Here is a 22,401-nt window from a genome sequence, read left to right on the forward strand (position 1 = left end):
AAATTCTCATTCCGGTTTTTGCTGCCTTATTCCTACTTTTACTCGGAATACAGGTTTACTTTATGTATAAAACCTATCAGGTCAAAGAAAGAGACATCTACAGATCTGTAAATGACGGGCTTTCCAACTACTCTGATAATCTGGAAGATATTCATGAGATCAAAGAGTCAAAGGATGATGCCCTTCAGGAAATTATAATCAAATATCATAATAAAGAGATCAGTAAAAAAGATTTTTTAAGGTATTTCTTAGAAAACAGAAAAATAGCCAAGGAGAGACTTATCCGCTATATTGAGAGCCGAGCCGAGAAAGATGGTTATGACATTTCTGCAAGAATCCGTTATCTGTCTATTGTTCACCTTCCGGACAGTGCTAAAGTGATCACTGAGCCTATTGTTATTTTTGAAACAAAAGATAAGATTAAGAAACCTCACATAGCCAGCAACGGAAGCTGGGAAACTTCCACAACCAAAAGAAATGATTCAGACAAAGGAAACGTTAAAAGAAGCAATACCTTTCTGGTTAAAACCCAAACTGATTTTGAAATCAGAAATATAAAAAATGTTGTTTTCAAAGAACTTGCGCTATTAATTATCTGCTGTGTCGCCCTTCTTTCAGGTGTTCTTCTATTATATATTTTCACGATCAAAAACCTCATCAAACAGCAAAAACAGGTAGAAGTTCTCCACACTGTTGTGGATAACATTTCGCATGAGTTTAAGACTCCAATTGCAACCTTAAAAATAGCATCTAAAACATTAAAAAAAGGTTGGAATCCTGAGACTCTTCCCTTGATTGACCGACAAATTTCAAGGCTTGAAAGTTTGATGATTCAGCTCCATAAAGATGAAGCACCGGAAGATATGATTGCTATTGAGCCCGAAGATTGGTCATTTTTCATTCAGGACCTGTCTTTTACTTATCCACAAATAGATTTTAAATTAGATAATAAAGTCACCAGCCAGCTTCCCTTTGATAAAAATCTCATGGAAACAACTGTAAAGAATCTGTGTGAAAATAGTATAAAGTATGGAGCAACAGCTGTGACCATCAATACCAACAGTGCTGCTCAGCATCTGAAAATTGAGGTTTCTGATAACGGCCAGGGTATGGAGCGTAAAGAACTGAAAAATATTTTTGAAAAATTCTACAGGATACAGGCCAATAATATTCATAACAGCAAAGGACTGGGGCTGGGGCTGTATTTTGTAAAAGAAATCATTACCTCTTATCACGGTAAAGTTGACGTATCCAGCCAACCGGGTGTTGGAAGTACTTTTAAAATAACCATCCCTTATGAAAACTAAAATCCTGCTGGCAGAAGATGACTCTGATTTCGGAATGATTCTTAAACAATATCTTGAACTGGAAGATTTTGAGATCAGCTGGTTCCAAAACCCCCAGGATATCATACCGATTATTACCACTGATTTTCCTTTTCAGATGGGAATTCTGGATGTGATGATGCCCAATATTGACGGTTTCTCCCTTGCAAAAATGATCTTAAAGGAGAAAAATAACTTTCCCCTTTTATTTTTAACTGCAAAGAATCAGAAAATTGACCGCCTAACCGGATTAAAAATAGGTGCTGATGATTATATTGCTAAACCCTGTGATCCTGAAGAACTGGTATTAAGAATAAAGAATATTCTGAAAAGAACATCACCACCGACTATAGGATCTCAAGTGAAAATTGGAGACTACTTGCTGGATACCCAAAAACTTCTCTTATCTCATCCTAACGGCAATGTACGAATGACGGTTCGTGAACAGGAACTGCTTCTCTATCTTTTGAAGCATAACCATACTACGATCACAAGAAATAATATTCTTGATAACCTGTGGGAAACCAACGATTATTTTACAGGAAGAAGTCTTGATGTATTTATCAGCAGACTTCGTAAATATTTCAGTAATGACCCGAAAGTAAAAATCCAATCCCTCAGAGGAATTGGATTTGAGATTGATTTTCCAGCCCACTAATTCTCAGAAGGAAAGTTTTACGATAACCGGAAAATGATCTGATGGGTAAAGTAAATTCTCTCTTCTGTCATTGATATGACGGTGAGATCTTATTGTAAAGCCATTGGTAAAAATATAGTCTATTCTTTCTTTAGGCACTTCATTCACATTAAAAGCCGTAAAAGTTCCTATTGGTCCGTAATGCTTCGTTTCTGAATGATAAAAAGTATCCTTCATATTTTGAGAAAGGATTTTAACAGGTTCCGTATCATCTGTAAGATTAAAATCTCCGCTTACGGTTACCGGGAGATTCTTTGGATTCAGTTCTTTGATTTTCTTCAAAATCAGTTCTGAGGACTTTACACGGGCAACATTTCCAATATGGTCGAAGTGAAGATTCATCGCAAGGAATTCTTTTTTCGATTTTTTATCTTTGAAAACAGCATAGGAACAGATTCTGTTCAAAGCTGCATCCCAGCCTTTTGAAGGTTTCTCAGGCGTTTCGGATAACCAGAACGTCCCTGACTTTACTACTTCCAGCCTTTGGGTATCATAAAAAAGAGCAGAAAACTCTCCTTTTTCCTTACCGTCATCTCTCCCAACTCCGATATAGTCATAATTCTTCAATCCATTTTTAATATCCTTCATCTGCTCCGGAAGAGCTTCCTGAACACCGAAATAGTCAGGATGGTAATACGTTAACAGGTCTGCAACATCCTGTTTTCTCTCAGGCCATGCATTTTCTTTGTCTGAAGCAACATTCAGTCTGATATTAAAACTCATCACCGTAAGATCCTGAGAAAATCCCAATGCAAATAACATCAGGAATGCCATTGAAAATCTAAAATTCATACTCTATTTTATCAAGTTGAGACAAAAATAAGACTTCTCTGTGATAGAGAAGTCCAATTTATATGATAATAATGTTAAATTATTTTTTTAATTGATGAATATTACAATGCAAAGCTGTTATTATTCAAATCAGCATCAGGAATTTGGGAATCTGGATCTAACTTAACTTCTTTAATTTCTTTATTAGAATCTACTTTGAAGGTCCATTCTGTATTTCGTTTCCAAACTTCGATAGGAATTTTCACTGTATTTGCTGTTCCATCTTTAAACCTCAGCTGAATTGTAGTAGGTACAGGCAATTGTCCAATATTTTCAATAGTTACCTGAACTCCTTTTTTAAAGTCTCCATCAATATATTTCGCGCTTTTTACCCCTTGATCGATTTTCCATTTATTGAAAAACCATCCTCTCCAAAACCAGGTTAGTTCTTCTCCTGAAACATTCTCCATTGTATGAAAGAAATCCCACGGAGTAGGATGCTTGAATGCCCATCGGTCAATATAAGTTCTGAAAGCTTTATCAAATTTTTCAGGCCCTAAAATTGATTCTCTTAAAATAGATAATCCGGCTCCTGGCTTATAATACGCCAAAGCAGCAATACTTCTTTCTTTCATATTATCCGGTCCCACCATAATAGGCTCCAGATTATCATTCATAAAGTAGATTCCCGATTGTCCCAGGTTCTTTTTTCTGTAATATTCTCCTTTATTGAAAGCTTCTGTTGAAATTCCGTTGATAAATGTATTAAATCCTTCATCCATCCAGGCAAATACCCTTTCATTAGATCCTACGATCATAGGAAACCAATTATGCCCAAACTCATGATCTGTAACTCCCCAAAGCTCTTCTCCTTTCGAATCCATATGACAGAAAACAATTCCCGGATATTCCATTCCACCTTCATTCCCTGCCACATTGGTTGCTGCAGGATACGTATAACCATACCATTTATTGGAATAATGTTCTATAGCAGCTTTCGTATATTCGGTAGATCTTCCCCATGCTTTCTCCCCCGCACTTTCTACAGGATAAGCAGAAATAGCCAATGATTTTTTACCATTCGGAAGATTGATTCTTGCCGCATCCAAAATAAATCCTGAAGATGATGCCCAAGCAAAATCGCGGGCTTGGGTAATCTTGAATTTCCAAGTTTTTGTTCCTGAAGATTTATTTTTTCCGATTTCAGATTCTGGGCGTATCATGACTGTTTTATCACTGTTTCTAGCCTGATTCCATCTATTTGTTTCTTCTTTACTGTATACTTCATTCTCATTCAGAAGCTCCCCTGATGCAACAACGTAATGATTGGCTGGTACTGTAATATTAGCCGTAATATCTCCATATTCCAGATAAAATTCGGAAGCACCTACGTAAGGAAGCGTATTCCAACCCATTACATCATCATACACGCACATTCTCGGATACCATTGTGCCATGGTAAAGATTTTCCCATTTTTAGTATCCTGTACTCCCATTCTGTCTGATCCGTATTCCGGTGAGACAAAGGAATATTCGATAGAAATTTTTGCAACTCCGCCTCTGGCTTTAAGTTCACCAGGCAGATCAATCTGCATTCTTGTATCTGTAATGGTATATTTTACTGCTTTACCATCAATTTTTACAGATTTAATGGTATATCCGCCATCAAAAGTTTCTCCATGCGCTCCATTTCTGCTTCCTGACAATGGAACTACGGCATTCCCGCGGGAATCTTTCGCAAATAAGTTCTGATCAAGCTGCAGCCAAAGAAAGCTAAGTTGATCAGGGCTATTGTTCGTGTATTTAATCTCAGCAGTTCCTGTAATCTCTTTTTTACTTTCATTCAAGCTGACATTCAAATGATAATCTGCTGAGTTCTGCCAATAGGCATGTCCCGGTTGTCCGCTTGCAGAGCGGGTTTCCGTACCTGTCTGAGGATAGAAGAATGGTTTAAATGCTTCTACATAATCATACTTTGGAGTTTCCTGTGCTGATACAGATCCCGAGAAAAAGAAAACTGTAATAGCCGAAACGAGGGTTGGAAATTTTAAATTCATTTGAAAAAATTATACTAATGTAATGCATAGGTAAAAAAAATGCCCGGAATTGTTACAAATCCGGGCTATTTTTTTAAATAAATTAATTTAGTTTGATTTTTTTGCCTTAATCATCGCTTCTAAAGCATCCCACATTTCACCTGGAATTGCTTCAAGCATATTGAACTCTCCTGCTCCCTGAAGCCATTCACCACCATCAATAGTTACTACTTCTCCGTTCATATAAGCAGAATAATCCGAAACAAGGTATGCTGCAAGGTTAGCCAGTTCCTGGTGTTCTCCTACCCTTCTCAATGGAACTTTTTTCTTCATATCGAATTTTTCCTGCAGATCTCCCGGAAGAAGTCTATCCCAAGCTCCTTTTGTAGGGAAAGGTCCTGGAGCAATCGCATTGAAACGGATTCCGTATTTTGCCCATTCTACAGCCAGAGATCTTGTCATTGCCAAAACACCTGCTTTTGCGCAGGCAGAAGGTACCACATAAGCAGAACCCGTCCATGCATAAGTTGTTACAATATTCAATACAGTTCCCGGAGTTTTAGAATCTATCCAATGTTTTCCTACAGAAAGTGTACAATTTTTTGTTCCTTTTAAAACAATATCTAAAATAGAATCAAAAGCAGAATGAGTAAGTTTTTCTGTTGGAGAAATAAAATTTCCAGCAGCATTATTTAATAGAATATCAATTTTACCAAATTCTTTCAGCGTTGCTTCTTTCATGGCTTCCACCTCATCCCAGTTTCTCACATCACAAGCTACACAAAGAACTTTCCCTCCTGTCTCATCTTCCAGTTCTTTTGCTGTAGTCTGTAGTTTCTCCAGATTTCTGGAGGTGATCACCACATTAGCTCCCAGTTCAAGAAAATATTTAGTCATTGCTTTTCCAAGGCCGCTTCCGCCTCCTGTCACTATTGCTACTTTATCTTTCAGTGCACCTTCGCGCAACATTGGTTGTGTATATAGACTCATAAAATATTTTTTCTTAAAAATAATAAATATTGAAATGCAATCCTTTAAAATAGATTGATAAATAATGCTACAAATAATTATTCCTTATACTATTTAAAAAAATAAATCAAATACTCTAAAAGAAAATAGCCTGATAATGATTACCAGGCTATTTTTATTTTTTTAAAACGATCTATTAAGAAGCAACTACTCCTTTGAATGAAAGTGTTTTAGGAGTTTTGCTGTCACTTGTAGTAACATTTACAGTTTTCATAAATGGACCTACTGCTGCCGCATTATAACTAGCTTCTACAAAACCTTTTTTTCCTGGCTGGATAGGAGTTTTTGTATAATCAGCTGTAGTACATCCACATGAAGGTGCTACATTTTGTATAATGATTGGTTTTGAACTTGTATTGGTAAATTCAAACCTGATCAATTTTGGCTTTCCCTGAGGAATATTTCCTACATCTATAGATTCTGATTTCCATTTAATAGCATCTGCAACCATTTTTACAATTGATGGAGCATCAGCAGTAAGCACGTTAGCATAAAAAGGGGAGAATGCTAAAACAGCCAAAAGAGCAGTAATTTTTAGTTTTTTCATGAGTATAAATTTTAATATTTAGAAAAGGTTATCTTTTTCGATGTAACAAATGTAAAACAGACTATCATTATAACTTGTTAACTGTTGTCAAACATTTGTTAACAAGTTGTTAATGATAAAAGATAAATAGATATTTTTGGATAATATTGTTTCGGGAAATGAAAATAAAAAAACTTAATATCATCATAACGCTGGGGTTCGTCGCTATTATCGGAATTTTAATAGCTCAGCTGATGTGGACCCGCCAGGCTTATAATCTTGAGGATAAAAAGTTTAACCAAAAGGTAAATATTGCCTTAATGGAAGTTGCAGAGAAATTATCCGGAGGCAAAACTTCTTATATTGAAAACCCGGTACAGAATATCGCTAATGACTATTATGTAGTCAATATTAATAATGAATTCCATCCCATAGTTCTTGAATATTATCTGAAAACAGAATTCACCCGCTTTCAGATCAATACAGATTATGTATATGCTCTATACAACTGCCATAGTGACAAAATGGTGTACGGAAAGTTTATGACTTCCCATCAGGAAAGCCCAAGTAACAAGGTCATTAATTTTCCCAAGCACAAAAATCTGATCTATTACTTCTCAATCCGATTTCCTGATAAAACAACTTATCTGATCAGCTCATTAAGATTCTGGTATCTGCTCACTTTTGCCCTTATTATTATTCTTTTAGTGTATGTTTATTCTATCTATACCATTATTCAACAAAAGAAATTCTCAGAACTGCAAAGAGATTTCATCAATAATATGACACATGAGTTTAAAACACCTTTATCTTCCATACTTTTAGCTTCCGAAGCGCTCAATAAGCAGGATCTGGTACTGGAAAACTCTAAACTGCAGACCTATACATCCATTATCATTAACCAAAGCCATAAGCTTAATAATCATATTGAAAAAATACTGAATATTGCAAAGAATGATGCTTCAGGCTTGTCATTAAAGCCTCAAAAAATTCTACTACTTCCCTTTATTCAGGAAATTGCAGACACCATACAGTACAAAAATACAGACGTCAGCATCGAAATAGATATTGAAAGCAGTGCTTCAATAATGGCTGATGAGTTTCACTTTACCAATATCATTTATAATATTTTAGATAACTCTATCAAGTACTGTGAAACCAAACCAGTTATTACAATTTCAGCCTATAAGGACTCAAAAGGTTTATATTTAAAATTTAAAGACAACGGATTGGGTATCCCTGCTAAAAATATTCCTCATATTTTTGAAAAATTTTATAGGGTGCCTACCAAAAGAAGTGAAGAAGTGAATGGTTTTGGGCTGGGACTATTTTATGTAAAGAAAGTCGTACAGCAACATCAATGGAAAATTTCAGTAGAGAATAATGAAGACAAAGGAATTACCACTACCCTCTATTTTCCGTTTTCAATTTAATCATGTGTAAGTATGGAAAAATCTAAAATTTTATATGCGGAAGATGACAAAACAATAGCATTCCTGGTTGAAGACAGCCTGGAAAGTTATTATGATATCAACTGCTATTCGGATGGTGAATCTGCATTGGAAGCATTTAACAGTACGGATTATGATATTTGTCTGCTGGATATTATGATGCCTGGCATGAACGGATTTGAGGTAGCACAACAGATTCGCAGTAAAAACTCTGATATTCCGATTATTTTTATTTCCGCCAAAGCATTGAAAGAAGACAGAATTAAAGGGTTAAAAATAGGAGCTGATGATTATCTGGTAAAACCATTCAGTATTGAGGAACTGATGCTGAAAATTGAAGTTTTCCTGAAGCGTACAAAGAAAACAAATACCAGTCCCTCTAAATACAAAGTTGGAAAGTATTATTTTGATCCTAAAAATTATACTTTACAAAATACTATCGATACTGTCACTCTTACTCAAAGAGAGTCTGAACTTCTTCATTATTTCCTCGATCACAAAAATACAGTTTTGAAAAGGCAGGATATCCTGAAAGCCATCTGGGGAGATGATGATTATTTCATGGGAAGAAGTCTTGATGTATTTATTTCCCGATTGCGAAAAGTACTGGCTGAAGAACAGGATATTTTAATTGAGAATCTGCACGGAATAGGTTTCCGCTTTTCTGAAAAAAAATAAATATTGAACGAATTTTATAAAGCAAACCAGCAAATGATGATTTTAATTAATTTTAACCTTTGAAAATTTGTTATTAATGAAAAATCACAAACCCACTGTTTTTCTGTTTCTATTGTTTTTAGGCATCCATTTTAAAGCCCAAAAATTTGAAAGATTATACCAATATGTCAATCCACTTATCGGAACAGAAAAAATGGGACATACATATCCCGGAGCTACCGTTCCCTTTGGAGCCATACAATTAAGCCCGGAAACAGACAGTATTTCTTATGAGCTTAACGGAAAATACAACGGTGAAGTGTATAAATATTGTGCAGGCTATCGTTACGAAGACAAAACCATCACAGGCTTTAGCTCTACTCATTTCAGCGGAACGGGACATTCAGACCTTGGAGATTTTCTGATCATGCCTACTGTAGGAAAGCTTCAGCTGAACCCAGGAACAGCTGCCCATCCTGAAAATGGGTATAGAAGTAGATTTTCACATCAAAACGAGAAGGCTGCCGCAGGATATTACCAGGTTAAACTTACCGATTATAATATTCTTGCAGAATTGACAGCTACTCCAAGAGTGGGAGTCCACCGCTATACTTTTCCTAAATCAGACCAATCCCATATCATTTTGGACTTAATGGCCGGTATTTATAATTATGACGGGAAAAATGTCTGGACCTATGCCCGGGTAGAAGATGGCAATACCATTACAGGATACAGACAAACTAACGGCTGGGCAAGAACCAGAACTGTTTATTTTGCAATGAAGTTTTCAAAACCATTTAAGTCTTATGGTCAGAAAAACTATGATGAGAAGCAGGTGTATAGAGGATTTTGGAGAAAGTTTGATCAAACAAAAAACTTTCCGGAGATCGCTGGAAAGAATTTAAAAATGTATTTCGATTTTGATACGAATGAGAACGAGTCTATAGAGATCAAACTTGCAATTTCCCCTGTAAGCCAGGCTAATGCTCTCGAAAATCTTGAAAAAGAAACCGGAAATTTAACGTTTGATCAGGTTAAGGCAAATGCTCAAAGAGATTGGGACAAAGAATTAAATAAAATTGTTATTGAGGGTTCCGAATCCCAAAAGACCAATTTCTATACTGCAATGTATCACACATTCATCAATCCAACTGTTTATATGGATGTAAATGGAGAATACAAAGGACTGGACCAGAATGTTCACAAAGCAGGAAATTTCACCAACTATACCACATTCTCATTATGGGATACGTATCGGGCTCTTCATCCTTTCTTTAATATCATCCAGGCTAAAAGGAATAATGATATGGTAAGGTCCATGATGGCTCATTACAATCAGTTTTCTATGAAAATGCTGCCCATCTGGTCACATTATGCCAATGATAACTGGTGCATGAGTGGATATCACAGCGTAAGTGTAATTGCCGATGCTATTATCAAAGGAAATTATGATGGTGATGCTAAAGAAGCCCTGAAGGCATGTGTAGAAACCGCCAACAAAAGAGATTATGAAGGTATTGGACAATATATTGACCTAGGGTACATTCCGGCTGAGAAAAATGGGACTTCGGTTTCCAACACCTTGGAATATGCTTATGACGACTGGGCGATTGCTCAATTAGCTAAACATTTAGGGGAAACTGAAATCTATAATCAATTTATTAAGCGTTCGGAGAACTGGAAGAATAATTTTGATAAAACCATCAGCTTTATGCGTCCACGTCTGGCAGATGGAAGCTTTAAAAAGGACTTTGATGTATTAAGTACCCACGGGCAGGGGTTCATTGAAGGAAACTCCTGGAATTACAGCTTCTTTGTGCCACAAAACCCAGAAGAATTGATAACAATGATGGGTGGAAAAAAGAAATTTGCTTCAAAACTGGATGAATTGTTTACCATGCATCTCCCTGATGAATTCTTTGCAGATACGGAAGATATTACCCGGGAAGGAATCATTGGCGGATATGTTCATGGAAATGAACCGGCACACCATGTTGCTTATCTTTATAACTGGGCGGGACAACCCTGGAAAACCCAATCACAGATCCGTCATATCCTTGAAATGCAGTACAAAGCAACTCCTGACGGATTAGGTGGAAATGATGATACAGGGCAAATGAGTGCGTGGTATATATTAAGTTCATTAGGTTTTTATCCTGTAGCTCCAGGTTCAGAAAACTATTCAATAGGAAGTCCGGCGGTTAATAATGCGATATTACATTTAGAAAATGGAAAAACATTTGAAATTGAAGCCCTTAATCAAAGTCCTGAAAATGTATATGTACAGAAAGTTCTTTTAAATGGTAAAGAAATTAAAAACTTCACCTTAAAACATTCCGAGATTATGAATGGCGGGAAGCTTACATTTTATATGGGAAATAAAGCTAAAAAATAAGTCATCTTAGAATCTTAAATAATATCTCGCAGATCGTGCGGATTTAGCAGATGATTATGTCTTAAAATCTGTGTGATCTGCGAAACGTAAAACTATTATTTACAATCACATTATTAATAAGTTTTGGCTAAAGCCAATGGAATATTTGAAATAAAAAAAGCGGGCTTCCTTCGCCTACGCTCAGGATAATGGCCCACTTCTATTGAATTTTTATCTTAAATTACTCTTTCACTTCAAAAAGCAATCTCTCTCCAAATTTCTCCTCTGCAATCTTTCCATTATCATACACAAGATGCCCATTGACAAAAGTATGTGTCACTTTAGAATGGAAGTTCATACCTTCCAGCGGGCTCCAGCCGCATTTGTATAATAAATTATCTTTGGACACCGTCCAATCAGCATTTAAGTCTACCAAAACAAGATCTGCTTTATATCCTTCTTTTACAAACCCTCTCTTTTCTACTCTGAAAAGAATTGCCGGATTGTGGCTCATTTTTTCAACAATCTTTTCTAAAGAGATTTTGCCGTTTTTATAATTCTCCAGCATCACAACCAGTGAATGTTGAACTAATGGTGCTCCCGAAGGACATTTTGTATATACATTATTCTTTTCCTCGGCAGTATGAGGTGCATGATCTGTTGCAATCACATCAATTCTGTCATCCAGCAAGGCTTCCCAAAGGGCGTCTTTATCTTTTTGAGTTTTTACCGCAGGATTCCACTTGATAAGACCACCTTTTGTTTCGTAGTCCTCATTCGTAAAGGTAAGATGATGAACACATACCTCAGCAGTAATCTTTTTATCTTTTAGTGGAATATCATTTCTGAATAATTCCATTTCCTTAGCTGTTGAAAGATGAAAAACGTGAAGTCTTGCTCCTGTTTTCTTAGCCAATTCAATAGCTTTTGAAGACGATTTATAACAAGCTTCCTCACTTCGGATTAAATGATGGAATTTCACCGGAATATCTTCTCCATATTCATCTAAGTACTTTTGAGTATTGGCTCTGATGGTAGCTTCGTCTTCACAATGAACAGCGATCAGCATTTTTGTATTGCTAAAGATGTTTTCCAAAGTCTCCGGATTATCTACCAGCATATTTCCCGTAGATGAGCCAAGGAACAATTTAATTCCAGGAACATTTCTCGGGTTTGTTTTCAGAACTTCCTCAAGATTATCATTGGTTCCTCCCATCATAAAGCCATAGTTTGCATAAGCTTTCTGGGAAGCTATTTCGTATTTGTCAGCTAATAATTCCTGGGTAACAGCATTGGGAACGGTATTAGGCTGATCGATAAAACTGGTTGTTCCACCAGCAATGGCTGCTTTTGATTCAGTCTCAATATCTCCTTTGTGGGTAAGGCCCGGATCACGGAAATGTACCTGATCGTCAATAACACCCGGAAGAAGATATTTTCCCGTGCCATCAATTATCTGATCTGCTTCTTCAGAAATACCAGAAGCAATTTTAGAAATTAGGTCATTTTCTATTAAGATATCGCTTTCAAAGATTTTACCTTCGTTAACGATGTTTACATTTTTGATTAAGGTCTTCATTTTACTTTTTTTAGAAATTTAGATTAAAAAATAAAGATTAATAAAAGGCAGACTTATCAATTAGAGCTCATGAATACATACAATCATTCATTGATAAAATATTGCTTTTAACATCTCTAAAAAGCAAAATTAAGGTTTATGAATGAATTTTTATATCACTCGTAATAAATCAATTTCTAAATATTTACATTTGCATAAAATTTTTCGAATTGTATAAGAAATTATTTGGACAGACGGCAGTATATGGGTTAAGTTCCGTATTAGTACGAATTTTCCCTTTTATTATTGCTCCAATTGTTACATCATTTTTTGGACCTGCAGCCTCATCTCCCTTTGTAGACTGGTATTCTATTGCCGGAGTAATTACAGTACTGCTTACCCACGGTATGGAAACCTCTTTCTTCCGTTTTGCACAGGAAGAAAATATTGATAAGAAAACATTGATTTCAACCTGTTCGGTAAGTATTATCAGTATAGGTCTTATTTATCTTATTTTAGGATATGTTTTCCGCTATCAGCTGGCACAAGCCTTTGAAACTCCTGATCAGGTAAACTTTTTAGTCATCTTTTTGTTCATCCTTTCGTTGGATGCTTTTGCCACTATTCCCTCTGCAATTCTTAGACTTCAGGGTAAACCTTTTAAGTATATGCTCTCAAAAGTAGCCGGTTCATCCGTCTATTTTTTATTGGTTTTATTTTTCATAAAATGGCTTCCAAAGCACCCTGAAGGTATATTAGGTTTTAAATACAATCCTGATTTTGGTATTGGGTATGTTTTTGTTGCCAATCTTATACAAAGTATCATCACTCTTTTAATTGTGGGAAAAGAGTTCTTCAGCTTCAGCTTTTCTAAATTTGATTTCAACTTATGGAAGAAAATCATGAATTATTCATGGCCGGTGATGATTGCCGGGCTGGCAGGTATTGTAAACCAAACTTTAGACAGACAGTTTTTGAAATATTTGCTTCCTGAAGAAGAAGCCCGCCACCAGATTGGTGTATATGGTGCTGTATATAAGATTGCTACCTTTATTACTGTTTTCAGACAGGCCTATCAATTGGGTATTGAACCTTATTTTTTCTCAAGTTTCAAAAATAAAGACTCTCATAAAACCTATGCCGTATTAATGGATGTTTTTGTCATTTGCAGCTGTGTGATTTATATGGGTCTTATGGTAAACCTTCAATGGATCTCAGAAAAATACCTTGGGAATCCTCTTTATTATGAAGGGATTAAAATTATTCCTTTTGTAATGCTTGGAGCCCTGTTCCTTGGGATTTATCTTAATCTTTCCATATGGTATAAGCTTTCAGACCAGACAAGAGTTGGCTTATACATTTCAATTATCGGAGCATGTATTACTATTCTTATCAACTTCCTGTTCATTCCTCAATATGGATATTGGGCAAGTGCTATAGCCGCTTTGATTACCTTCACCTCTATGATGGTTATTTCCTACATATGGGGGCAAAAGCAATATCCTATTCATTATAATACAGGAAAAATAGTAATGTATCTTGCCTTTACCATTACTTTTTCACTACTGTCTTTTTATGAATTCAGGACCAACTACCTGGTAGGAAATTTATTCCTTATCATATTCCTGTGCCTTGTAGCCTTTAAAGAAAAAGCAATAATATCTAAAATACTTAAAAAAGCTTAAAAATTGGTATCTCTTTTGATGACTATTAAGCTTTAATAAATTAAACAAACCACTAAGCCTGATAACTATTACTATTCAAAAGCATTTTAATTATTATACTTAGTCAAAAATACACTACATTTAAACAAAAAAACATTGTTATATCATCTATGAAAATTATTGTTCCAATGGCTGGACGTGGTTCCAGATTACGTCCACATACACTGACAGTACCAAAACCACTTATACCTATTGCAGGAAAGCCTATCGTACAGAGGTTGGTGGAAGATATTGCTAAAGTTGCAGGTGAAAAAATCGAAGAGGTAGCTTTTATCATTGGAGACTTTGGTCCTGAGATCGAAAGATCTCTTATTCAGATTGCCGAAAAACTAGGAGCAAAAGGAAGTATATATTATCAAAACGATCCTCTTGGAACTGCTCATGCTATCAAATGTGCAGAGCAGTCAATGACAGGAGATGTAGTTATTGCTTTCGCTGATACTCTTTTCCGTGCAGATTTCCAGTTGGATAAAAACTCTGATGGAGTAATCTGGGTAAAGAGTGTAGAAGACCCTTCTGCATTCGGAGTTGTAAAGCTGGATAATTATGGTTTCATTACAGACTTTGTTGAAAAGCCTAAAACATTTGTATCAGATCTTGCTATTATTGGTATTTATTACTTCAACAGTGCTGAAAAACTGATGGAAGAGATCAACTATATCATGGATAATGATATTAAAAATGGTGGAGAATATCAATTAACTACTGCATTGGAAAACTTAAGATCGAAAGGCGCTAAGTTTACACTGGGGAAAGTAAATGACTGGATGGATTGTGGTAACAAAAATGCTACCGTAGAAACCAACAGCAAGATTCTTGAATATGAAAAAGAAGAAATGAGCCACTATCCGGCTTCTGCTGTCATTGAAAACTCATTGATCATTCCACCGTGCTTTATTGGAGAAAATGTAAAGGTATCTAATTCTAAAGTAGGACCTGGAGTATCATTAGGAAACAATACAGTCATTGTAAATTCTAACATTGAAAACTCTTTGATTCAGGAAAACACAAAAATCAACCATGGAAACCTTTCCAATTCGATGATTGGTAATTCTGCTCAATATGTAGGAGTGGCTAGAGAAATTTCCTTAGGAGATTATTCAGTTTTAGATTTCCTATCTAAATAATTAAGATCAAAATTCTTTAATTTATATAAGATAAAGTCAGACCACACAAAAGATTTTGTGTGGTTTGGCGTTAATATTGCACCGTATTTTTTTAATTGAAAAAGATAAATACATGAAAAATTGGATCCCACTTCTTTTAATACTTCTTACTTTATCATCCTGTAAAACCCGTAATGCCGTAAAAAATGATACAGGCAATACCAGAGATAGTATCAAAACAGCAGAAGATAACAAAAATCCAAAAGATGTAAACCAGCCGGTAAGAGATAAACTTACCTTTTACGAACATGTATTACTCCCTCCAAAATTCGAACAAATTAAGATAGACAGTAAAGTTAGGGTAGAAACAGGGAGTTTCATACCAACCTTAGATGCCACTATTTATATTGAAAATGACAAAAAGGTTTGGATGAATCTGAGAGCCCTTTTTCTAAATGTAGCAAGAGGGATTGCCACTCCGGATGGAATAAAAGGACAGGATAAAACAAGTAAAACCTATATTGATTCTGATTTCGATTATCTTAACAACCTACTGAATGTTAATTTCATTGATTATAAAGCACTGGAAAAAATTCTATTAGGAAGAACCTTTGTTAAAATCAGCGATTCTCAATTTACTTTGACACAAAATGCACGGGGTTACAAAATGGTTTCTAATGTCAATCAGAAAATTGTAACCGATGAAAAAAACAGAGAATACAAAATTGCCCTGCAATATGACACCAATTATGATTTACTGAGTGTCAATTTAAAAGATGTTTTATCTCCGGATGAATTAGAAATATCTTACAGTGACTGGAATGAATACAACGGAATCCGACTTCCGCAAAATGTTAAAATAATTATAAAAGGCTCAAAATCTAGTCAAATTTTACTGGAAAACACGAAATTTGACTTTTCGAGGATGGAAACACCTTATTCTGTACCATCCAGTTATAAGAAAATTGAGATTAAATGATTAAAAAATTTAGCTTTTTAATAGGTGTTCTTATGTTTGGACTGCACCAGGGACAGCAGAAGAAAGAACAGCTGCAGAAGCAGAATGCCGAACTTAAAAAACAAATTGCACAAATAAATACAGATTTAGCTAAAACAAGAAGCGAATCTAAACTTTCCATAGCCTATCTTACCAGCGTTAATCAAAAGTTAGTCTTAAGAGAAAAAGTCTATAATAATACTCAAAAAGAAAAGAGGTTTATTGAAGATGACATCTATCTGAAGCAGCTTGAGATCAACCGCCAGAATAAGGAATTGGCAGTTCTGAGAAAGAACTATGCCGAAGTCTTGGTAAATGCTTATAAAAACAAAGGGGTACAGAACAAAGTAACCTTCATCCTTTCGGCTAAAAATATGGGTGAAGCTATCCGAAGAGTACAGTACTTGAAACAATACTCTGATTACCAGGATAAAAAAGCAGCAGAAATTACTGACGCAGCCAATCTGATCAAAAAAACCATTACACAAAGACAAAACTCCGTAAAAGAGAAAGAAAACCTTTTGATAAACCAACAGAAGGATTTAGCGACAATCAATACGGAAAGAGCTCAGAAAGAGCAATTGGTAGCTGAATTTAAAAAGAACGAATCAAAGCTTACTGCTGAATTGAAACAAAAACAAGTTCAATCCAAGGCGCTTGAAGGACAGATCAGAGCAATTATTGCAGAAGAGATCAGAATTGCAAAAGCAGAAGAAGAAGCCAGAAGAAAAGCGGAAGCAGAAAAATACGTCTAGCAAAACTTGCTGCTGAAAGAGAGAAAGCAAGAATTGAAGCGGAAGCTAAAGCAAGAGCAGAAGCGTTGGAAAGAGAAAGGAGAATAGCAGAAGCAGAAGCTAAAAGAGCAGCAGAATTAGCAGCTAAAAGAGCTGAAGAAGAAAAGAAACGCAATGAAGAAGCTGCAAGAGCAGAAGCCAGTGCAAGAGATGAAGCCAGAAAAGTAGCCGCTAAAAAAGCATCTGATGAAGCAGCCGCTAATGCAAAAGCAGCCGCAGATAAATTAGCAGCAGCCAGAGCTGCAGAGGCAGCATTAGCCAAGAGAAAAGAAGACGATAAAAAGGCGGCGGAATCTAAGGCAATGACAAGCTATGGAGTTACAACAACAGCCGGAAGCAGTTTCGCAGAAAGCAGAGGAAAATTAGGATATCCTGCAGACAGAGCCGGGCAAATTACTCACCGTTTCGGAAGACAGCCACATCCTGTTTTCAAAAATATTACTGAAGAGAATAACGGTATTAAACTATCCGTACCATCAGGTACTCGTGCAAAATCAGTATATCCGGGATCAGTATCTTCTGTATTGGCTAATAATGACGGAACAAAAACCGTTATCATTAAGCATGGAAGCTACTTTACGATTTATTCCAACTTAGGAAATGTAAGTGTTTCCAAAGGACAGCAGGTTTCTGCAGGAACTCCGGTAGGAACTGTAGCACAGGATTTCGACGGTGCTTATACCCTTGATTTCCAAGTATGGAACGGAAGTACTCCAGTTGATCCACTAGGTTGGATTTCATATTAAAAAAAGTGTAACTTTACAAAAATTTTAAGAGATGAATACACTAACAATACTTGCCTTATCTTGGCAACACATCCTTATCGTAGCGATACTATTAGTATTGCTTTTTGGAGGGAAGAAAATTCCGGAACTCATGAGAGGAGTGGGTTCAGGAATCAAAGAATTTAAAGATGCAGTAAAAGAAGAAGACAAACCAGGTTCTGAGAATAAGTCTTCTGAAAACAAATCTTCTTCAAGCAACTAAAATTCCTTAGAATTAATGAAATTTACTGAGACTGCATGGAAAGTCTTCAATCAATCTATTGAAGACTATCACGTGTCTGATGACGTTAACACTCTAATTAATAACCCGTTCGAAAAAGACAGTTTGGAACGGATTTTGTATGCAAAGAACTGGATTGATACCGTTCAATGGCATCTGGAAGATATTATTAGAGATGAAAATATTGACCCGGCTGAAGCACTTCAACTGAAGAGAACAATAGACGCTTCCAATCAGAAAAGAACTGATCTGGTAGAATATATTGATAGCTGGTTCTTTAATAAGTTTGAAAATATAACTCCTAAACCTGAAGCAAAGATAAATACTGAAACTCCCGCTTGGGCAGTAGACAGATTATCAATTCTTGCCTTAAAGGTTTATCATATGTCATTAGAAGCCAATAGAGAATCCGCTTCTGTAGAGCACAGAAATAATTGCCAGGCTAAACTGGATGTTCTGCTTACTCAGAAGGAAGATCTATCAACTTCTATAGACCAGTTGCTTGCTGATATTGAAAACGGTAATGTTAAGATGAAAATATACAAACAAATGAAAATGTATAATGATGAAAGTCTTAACCCAATCCTTTATCAAAAAGGGCAACAAAAATGAAAAGACTAGTTTTTTTTGGAGTATTACTAATATTAACATCTTCCTGTGCAACGGAAAAGCTTAACCTTTCTCCGTTGTCAAATAACTTTTATAGCGATACAAAAGGTTCTGATTCTGATAGAGGCTCTAAAAAGAGTTTTAATATCAATATCAAGGAAAACGTAAATGCTTCTGAAATTTCAAATATTATCTCCACTTTTCCTAAGTTTAAAAACAACGGATTAAATGATGAAGTTACCAGTTTGAAATACAGCCTTCAGAATTATTTATATGCTATTGATGCCAATAATTCATCAGGTAAAAGTAGAGCACTGAAAAGCTTCGAAAAATCATACAAAAAAATTCAAAAGCAAAGACAAGGCCTTGACAAAGATGATGATGAAGTTCTCAACAGATACTTGGTTCGTTTAAAAACCAATATTTCTATGATTGAAGATGCTTTACCAGGAAGTTAAAACTAATTGAACTATCAATGATTAAAATTCAGGCGGAGGCCAATGTTCCTACAGAACACGGCAATTTCCGAATGATCGCTTTTTCCGAAAATGAAAACGACTGGATGCCTCACATGGCTATCATCGCAGACAATACAGATTTTTCAAAACCCGTAAATGTCCGTTTCCATTCAGAATGTATTACCGGAGAAGTTTTCCATTCAAAAAAATGTGAATGCGGCCAGCAATTGGATGCAGCCATGAAATATATCCACGAAAATGGCGGTATCATTATTTACCTTCGTCAGGAAGGTCGTAATATTGGGATCATCAATAAACTAAAGGCTTATTCATTACAGGAAAAAGGACTTGATACAGTACAGGCTAATCTTGAACTTGGACTTCCTGCAGATGACAGAAACTTTGGGGTGGCCATTGACATTCTGAACCTGTTGAATGTAAAAGATGTTAATTTGTTGACCAATAATCCTGAAAAGGTAAAATACGTGGTAGACAGTAATGTTCATCTCAATTCAAGGATTCCATTACAGATACCAGCCAACGAAATTAGTAAAGGCTATTTACAGACGAAAAAAGATTTCTTTGGACATCTTCTTGATGACAATGATAACTAGATAAAATAAAAGCTTCAGAATCCATTCTGGAGCTTTTTTATTATGCTTTAATACCTTATGTTAATACCCCATCAATATCAGCTTTTGATAAAAGCTACTAGAAGTTATTAAAAAATAGGTTTTTGCCCATCTATTACGTAGTAAATCATCTATAAATAGATTTATCTGACTCTTATTACACTATACCTCATTGCTATTCTCTTCTCATTCATCCTTTATTAAAAATCAAAAGCCCCGGAAGATAACTCCCGAAGCTTTTTTTAATTATAAAAAACTGAAAAGATATTTCTTAATTAGTGTGCGCTAATGGTCTTGATCTTAGACTCATCAAGGTTATAATACTTAACTACCGCATTATAATCACTTAAATCAACACTGTTGCTTGTTTTTGCAGACTTTTTCGCAGGATCAGCAGGCACTAATACAATTCTGAAAGTTTGGTTATTCAGGTAATTATTTGCTTCAGCCGAAGACATACTTGCAAGGTTAAAATTCTGATCATCAATTCTTACCTGAACTTCTTTATTACTGAAAACAAAATTATAATCAAATTTTCTTGGTGAAACAGAAGTTGCCGGATCTACATATACTGTTTTGGGAATTTGCTGCCATGCATTTCCCGCTCTTCTATATACTAACACAACATCAGTAGTTTCGATACTAATATCTGCGGTTAATGCATAGTTGTTTGCTGCTGTAAATGATCCAGGAGCATCCATCATAATTGGAAAGGTATCATTATCCTTTCCCGGATTTACCACAACCGGATCATCATTACTATTATCACAGCTATATGCTAGAAATCCGACACCGGCTAATAATATAATTGGAAGAATTTTTTTCATTTCTATAAATGTTTAGTTATTATTTATATTGCGTATTCAAATCATATACCAAAAATTTCAAAATCTTTGTTTTTGTCAATTTTTTTAATTGTATTTTTGTTCTTATTCAAAAAGTCATGAAGAAATTATTATATACTTCACTCTTTATTACAGCATTGATTAGTCCCAAGGTTAATGCCCAGTATCAGCCACAAAACACTTCAAAAGAAGACATGAAAAAGGCTCATCAATGGGTTGAAAAAACATATAAAAATCTTTCACAAGATGAAAAACTGGGACAGCTTTTTATTGTTGCTCTTTATACCAATAAAGGAGAAGACTATATCAATCAGGTAAGAAATATTGTTGCTAATGATAAAATTGGAGGTTTAATCCTTATGCAGGATGATGCAGCAAGAGAAATTAACCTGGTGAATGAATTCCAGCAAAAATCCAAAATTCCTTTGATGATTGGTATGGATGCTGAATGGGGTTTATTTCAGAGAATTGCAACAGCACATAAATTCCCATGGGCTATGACACTGGGAGCTATTCAGGATAAGAATTTAGTGTATCAGATGTCAGCAAAAATTGCTGAAGACTGTCACAGAATGGGAATTAATTGGGATTTTGCTCCGGTAGTGGATGTAAATACGAACCCAAACAATCCTATTATCGGGAACAGAAGCTTCGGTTCTGAAGTGGATAATGTTATTAATTCAGCCCTATCCTATTCTAACGGGCTTCAGGACAACAATATATTAGCAGCTATTAAACATTTCCCCGGCCACGGTGATACCAGTACGGATTCACACCTTGATCTACCAGTGGTTTCCCATAATATGGAAAGGCTAAACTCAACAGAGCTTGCTCCATTTAAAGCTTTAATGGATAAAGGGATTGGTGGCGTTATGGTCGCACATTTATATGTTCCAAGTTTAGAATCCGGAAAAGGTATCCCGGCGTCTGTTTCTAAGAATATCATCACTGGTTTATTAAAAGATAAACTTGGTTATAAAGGGTTAATTATTACAGATGCACTAAATATGGGTGCTGTAGCCAACAAATATAAACCTGGAGAACTGGATGCAATGGCATTTAAGGCTGGAAATGACATTATGCTTTTCTCTCAGGGAGTTTCTGAAGGGAAAAAACTGATTCAGAAAGCTATTGACAGCAAGGAAATCCCTCAATCCAGAGTAGAGGAAAGTGTCAAGAAAATTTTATTAACAAAATATTTCCTGGGACTTACTCAATACATTCCAAAAAATCCGGAAAATATCAATGCTGATCTGAATAATGATTCTCATAAAACTTTGGTTCAAAATCTTTATTCCAATGCACTAACGTTATTAAAGGATGAAAAAAAATTGCTTCCTTTATCTGGAAAACAGACATATTATGTTCCTTTAGAGGAAGCTCCTTACCAGACGTTTGCGAATAGAATGGGATCAAACATCATTATCAAGAAGGCAGGTGACATCAATACGATTCCAGCCGGATCTACAGTAATTATAGGGTTCCATAAAGATAATTCAACAGCTTATAAGCCCTATAAAATATCTTCGGAATCTAAGAAAGTACTTGCTGACCTTACTAAAAATCAGAATGTAATTCTCAATGTATTCGGAAGCGCCTATGCATTAAAAGACATTGATTTATCTAAAGTTTCAACAGTTCTGGTATCTTATGAAAATAATGATGATTCAATGAATGCAACGGCAGATGCTTTAAACGGAAAAACAAAAATCTGGGGCAGACTTCCTGTATTGGTCAACGATCAGCTGAAGCCGGGAATGGGTATAGACCTTAATCCTGTTTCTCCAACAAATACTAAATAAACAAC

General features: G+C 35.6%; 19 protein-coding genes and 1 pseudogene. 14 read left to right on the forward strand and 6 right to left on the reverse strand.

Annotated elements, in window-relative coordinates; genetic code table 11:
- The first annotated feature begins 62 nt into the window (after window positions 1–62).
- Together H5J24_RS20155 and H5J24_RS20160 are read left to right on the forward strand one after the other, a co-directional pair.
- Window positions 63–1,307 (forward strand): sensor histidine kinase, encoded by a 1,245-nt coding sequence (locus H5J24_RS20155; RefSeq protein WP_167386940.1) that lies wholly within the window; start codon window positions 63–65, stop codon window positions 1,305–1,307.
- On the forward strand, window positions 1,297–1,983 hold the full coding sequence (locus H5J24_RS20160; RefSeq protein WP_068938837.1) for a response regulator transcription factor: 687 nt from the start codon (window positions 1,297–1,299) through the stop codon (window positions 1,981–1,983). The genes H5J24_RS20155 and H5J24_RS20160 overlap by 11 nt, the downstream gene beginning before the upstream one ends.
- 3 nt (window positions 1,984–1,986) lie before the next feature.
- On the opposite strand, the gene H5J24_RS20165 is transcribed toward H5J24_RS20160, so the two are convergent.
- The 4 genes from H5J24_RS20165 to H5J24_RS20180 all read right to left on the reverse strand — a co-directional run bounded on the left by H5J24_RS20165 (window position 1,987) and on the right by H5J24_RS20180 (window position 6,405).
- Window positions 1,987–2,814 carry an endonuclease/exonuclease/phosphatase family protein gene (locus H5J24_RS20165; protein ID WP_068938834.1) on the reverse strand — a complete coding sequence of 276 codons (828 nt, stop codon included), beginning with the start codon at window positions 2,812–2,814 and terminating at the stop codon, window positions 1,987–1,989.
- A 101-nt stretch (window positions 2,815–2,915) separates the two neighbouring features.
- The gene (locus H5J24_RS20170) at window positions 2,916–4,850 is read right to left on the reverse strand and encodes a M1 family metallopeptidase (protein ID WP_068938833.1); all 1,935 of its coding nucleotides are present in this window, start codon (window positions 4,848–4,850) and stop codon (window positions 2,916–2,918) included.
- A gap of 87 nt (window positions 4,851–4,937) precedes the next feature.
- Window positions 4,938–5,819, reverse strand: coding sequence for an SDR family oxidoreductase (locus H5J24_RS20175; RefSeq protein WP_068938831.1), 882 nt, complete (start codon window positions 5,817–5,819; stop codon window positions 4,938–4,940).
- A gap of 175 nt (window positions 5,820–5,994) precedes the next feature.
- On the reverse strand, window positions 5,995–6,405 hold the full coding sequence (locus tag H5J24_RS20180) for a DUF1573 domain-containing protein (protein WP_062672251.1): 411 nt from the start codon (window positions 6,403–6,405) through the stop codon (window positions 5,995–5,997).
- A gap of 158 nt (window positions 6,406–6,563) precedes the next feature.
- Here H5J24_RS20180 and H5J24_RS20185 point away from each other — a divergent pair, with 158 nt between their 5' ends.
- The 3 genes from H5J24_RS20185 (at window position 6,564) to H5J24_RS20195 (ending at window position 10,887) form a co-directional block, all read left to right on the forward strand.
- Window positions 6,564–7,817 carry a sensor histidine kinase gene (locus H5J24_RS20185; RefSeq protein WP_068938829.1) on the forward strand — a complete coding sequence of 418 codons (1,254 nt, stop codon included), beginning with the start codon at window positions 6,564–6,566 and terminating at the stop codon, window positions 7,815–7,817.
- 12 nt (window positions 7,818–7,829) lie between these two features.
- Window positions 7,830–8,513: a response regulator transcription factor gene (locus tag H5J24_RS20190; protein WP_068938828.1), complete on the forward strand. Its 684-nt coding sequence runs from the start codon at window positions 7,830–7,832 to the stop codon at window positions 8,511–8,513.
- 76 nt (window positions 8,514–8,589) lie between these two features.
- Complete coding sequence (locus tag H5J24_RS20195; RefSeq protein WP_082810948.1) at window positions 8,590–10,887, forward strand: GH92 family glycosyl hydrolase; 2,298 nt, start codon at window positions 8,590–8,592, stop codon at window positions 10,885–10,887.
- A 220-nt stretch (window positions 10,888–11,107) separates the two neighbouring features.
- Here H5J24_RS20195 and H5J24_RS20200 read toward each other — a convergent pair whose 3' ends face one another.
- Window positions 11,108–12,445 (reverse strand): dihydroorotase, encoded by a 1,338-nt coding sequence (locus H5J24_RS20200; protein WP_068938826.1) that lies wholly within the window; start codon window positions 12,443–12,445, stop codon window positions 11,108–11,110.
- A gap of 209 nt (window positions 12,446–12,654) precedes the next feature.
- Between H5J24_RS20200 and H5J24_RS20205 the strand changes: the two genes are divergently transcribed.
- From H5J24_RS20205 to ribA, 8 genes and pseudogenes are all read left to right on the forward strand, one after another.
- Window positions 12,655–14,109, forward strand: a complete 1,455-nt coding sequence (locus tag H5J24_RS20205) for a lipopolysaccharide biosynthesis protein (protein ID WP_068938824.1) — start codon at window positions 12,655–12,657, stop codon at window positions 14,107–14,109.
- Window positions 14,110–14,258: 149 nt separating this feature from the next.
- A complete protein-coding gene (locus tag H5J24_RS20210; RefSeq protein ID WP_068938822.1) occupies window positions 14,259–15,275 on the forward strand; it encodes a sugar phosphate nucleotidyltransferase in 1,017 nt (338 codons plus the stop codon).
- A 112-nt stretch (window positions 15,276–15,387) separates the two neighbouring features.
- Window positions 15,388–16,233, forward strand: coding sequence for a lipoprotein insertase outer membrane protein LolB1 (lolB1, locus tag H5J24_RS20215; RefSeq protein WP_068938821.1), 846 nt, complete (start codon window positions 15,388–15,390; stop codon window positions 16,231–16,233).
- Window positions 16,230–17,791 (forward strand): annotated as a pseudogene (locus tag H5J24_RS20220) (murein hydrolase activator EnvC family protein). The gene lolB1 and the pseudogene H5J24_RS20220 overlap by 4 nt, the downstream one beginning before the upstream one ends.
- A 31-nt stretch (window positions 17,792–17,822) precedes the next feature.
- Window positions 17,823–18,032 (forward strand): twin-arginine translocase TatA/TatE family subunit, encoded by a 210-nt coding sequence (locus tag H5J24_RS20225; protein ID WP_068938817.1) that lies wholly within the window; start codon window positions 17,823–17,825, stop codon window positions 18,030–18,032.
- A gap of 15 nt (window positions 18,033–18,047) precedes the next feature.
- On the forward strand, window positions 18,048–18,662 hold the full coding sequence (locus tag H5J24_RS20230) for a DUF4254 domain-containing protein (RefSeq protein ID WP_068938815.1): 615 nt from the start codon (window positions 18,048–18,050) through the stop codon (window positions 18,660–18,662).
- Window positions 18,659–19,117, forward strand: a complete 459-nt coding sequence (locus tag H5J24_RS20235) for a hypothetical protein (RefSeq protein WP_068938813.1) — start codon at window positions 18,659–18,661, stop codon at window positions 19,115–19,117. The genes H5J24_RS20230 and H5J24_RS20235 overlap by 4 nt, the downstream gene beginning before the upstream one ends.
- 17 nt (window positions 19,118–19,134) lie before the next feature.
- Window positions 19,135–19,731, forward strand: a complete 597-nt coding sequence (gene ribA, locus H5J24_RS20240; protein WP_068938810.1) for a GTP cyclohydrolase II — start codon at window positions 19,135–19,137, stop codon at window positions 19,729–19,731.
- Window positions 19,732–20,024: 293 nt separating this feature from the next.
- On the opposite strand, the gene H5J24_RS20245 is transcribed toward ribA, so the two are convergent.
- The gene (locus tag H5J24_RS20245; RefSeq protein WP_068938808.1) at window positions 20,025–20,576 is read right to left on the reverse strand and encodes a hypothetical protein; all 552 of its coding nucleotides are present in this window, start codon (window positions 20,574–20,576) and stop codon (window positions 20,025–20,027) included.
- A gap of 116 nt (window positions 20,577–20,692) precedes the next feature.
- Here H5J24_RS20245 and H5J24_RS20250 point away from each other — a divergent pair, with 116 nt between their 5' ends.
- On the forward strand, window positions 20,693–22,396 hold the full coding sequence (locus tag H5J24_RS20250) for a glycoside hydrolase family 3 protein (RefSeq protein WP_068938805.1): 1,704 nt from the start codon (window positions 20,693–20,695) through the stop codon (window positions 22,394–22,396).
- Window positions 22,397–22,401: the final 5 nt, after the last annotated feature.

It is taken from the genome of Chryseobacterium capnotolerans (genome assembly GCF_021278965.1).
Lineage (GTDB): Bacteria > Bacteroidota > Bacteroidia > Flavobacteriales > Weeksellaceae > Chryseobacterium > Chryseobacterium capnotolerans.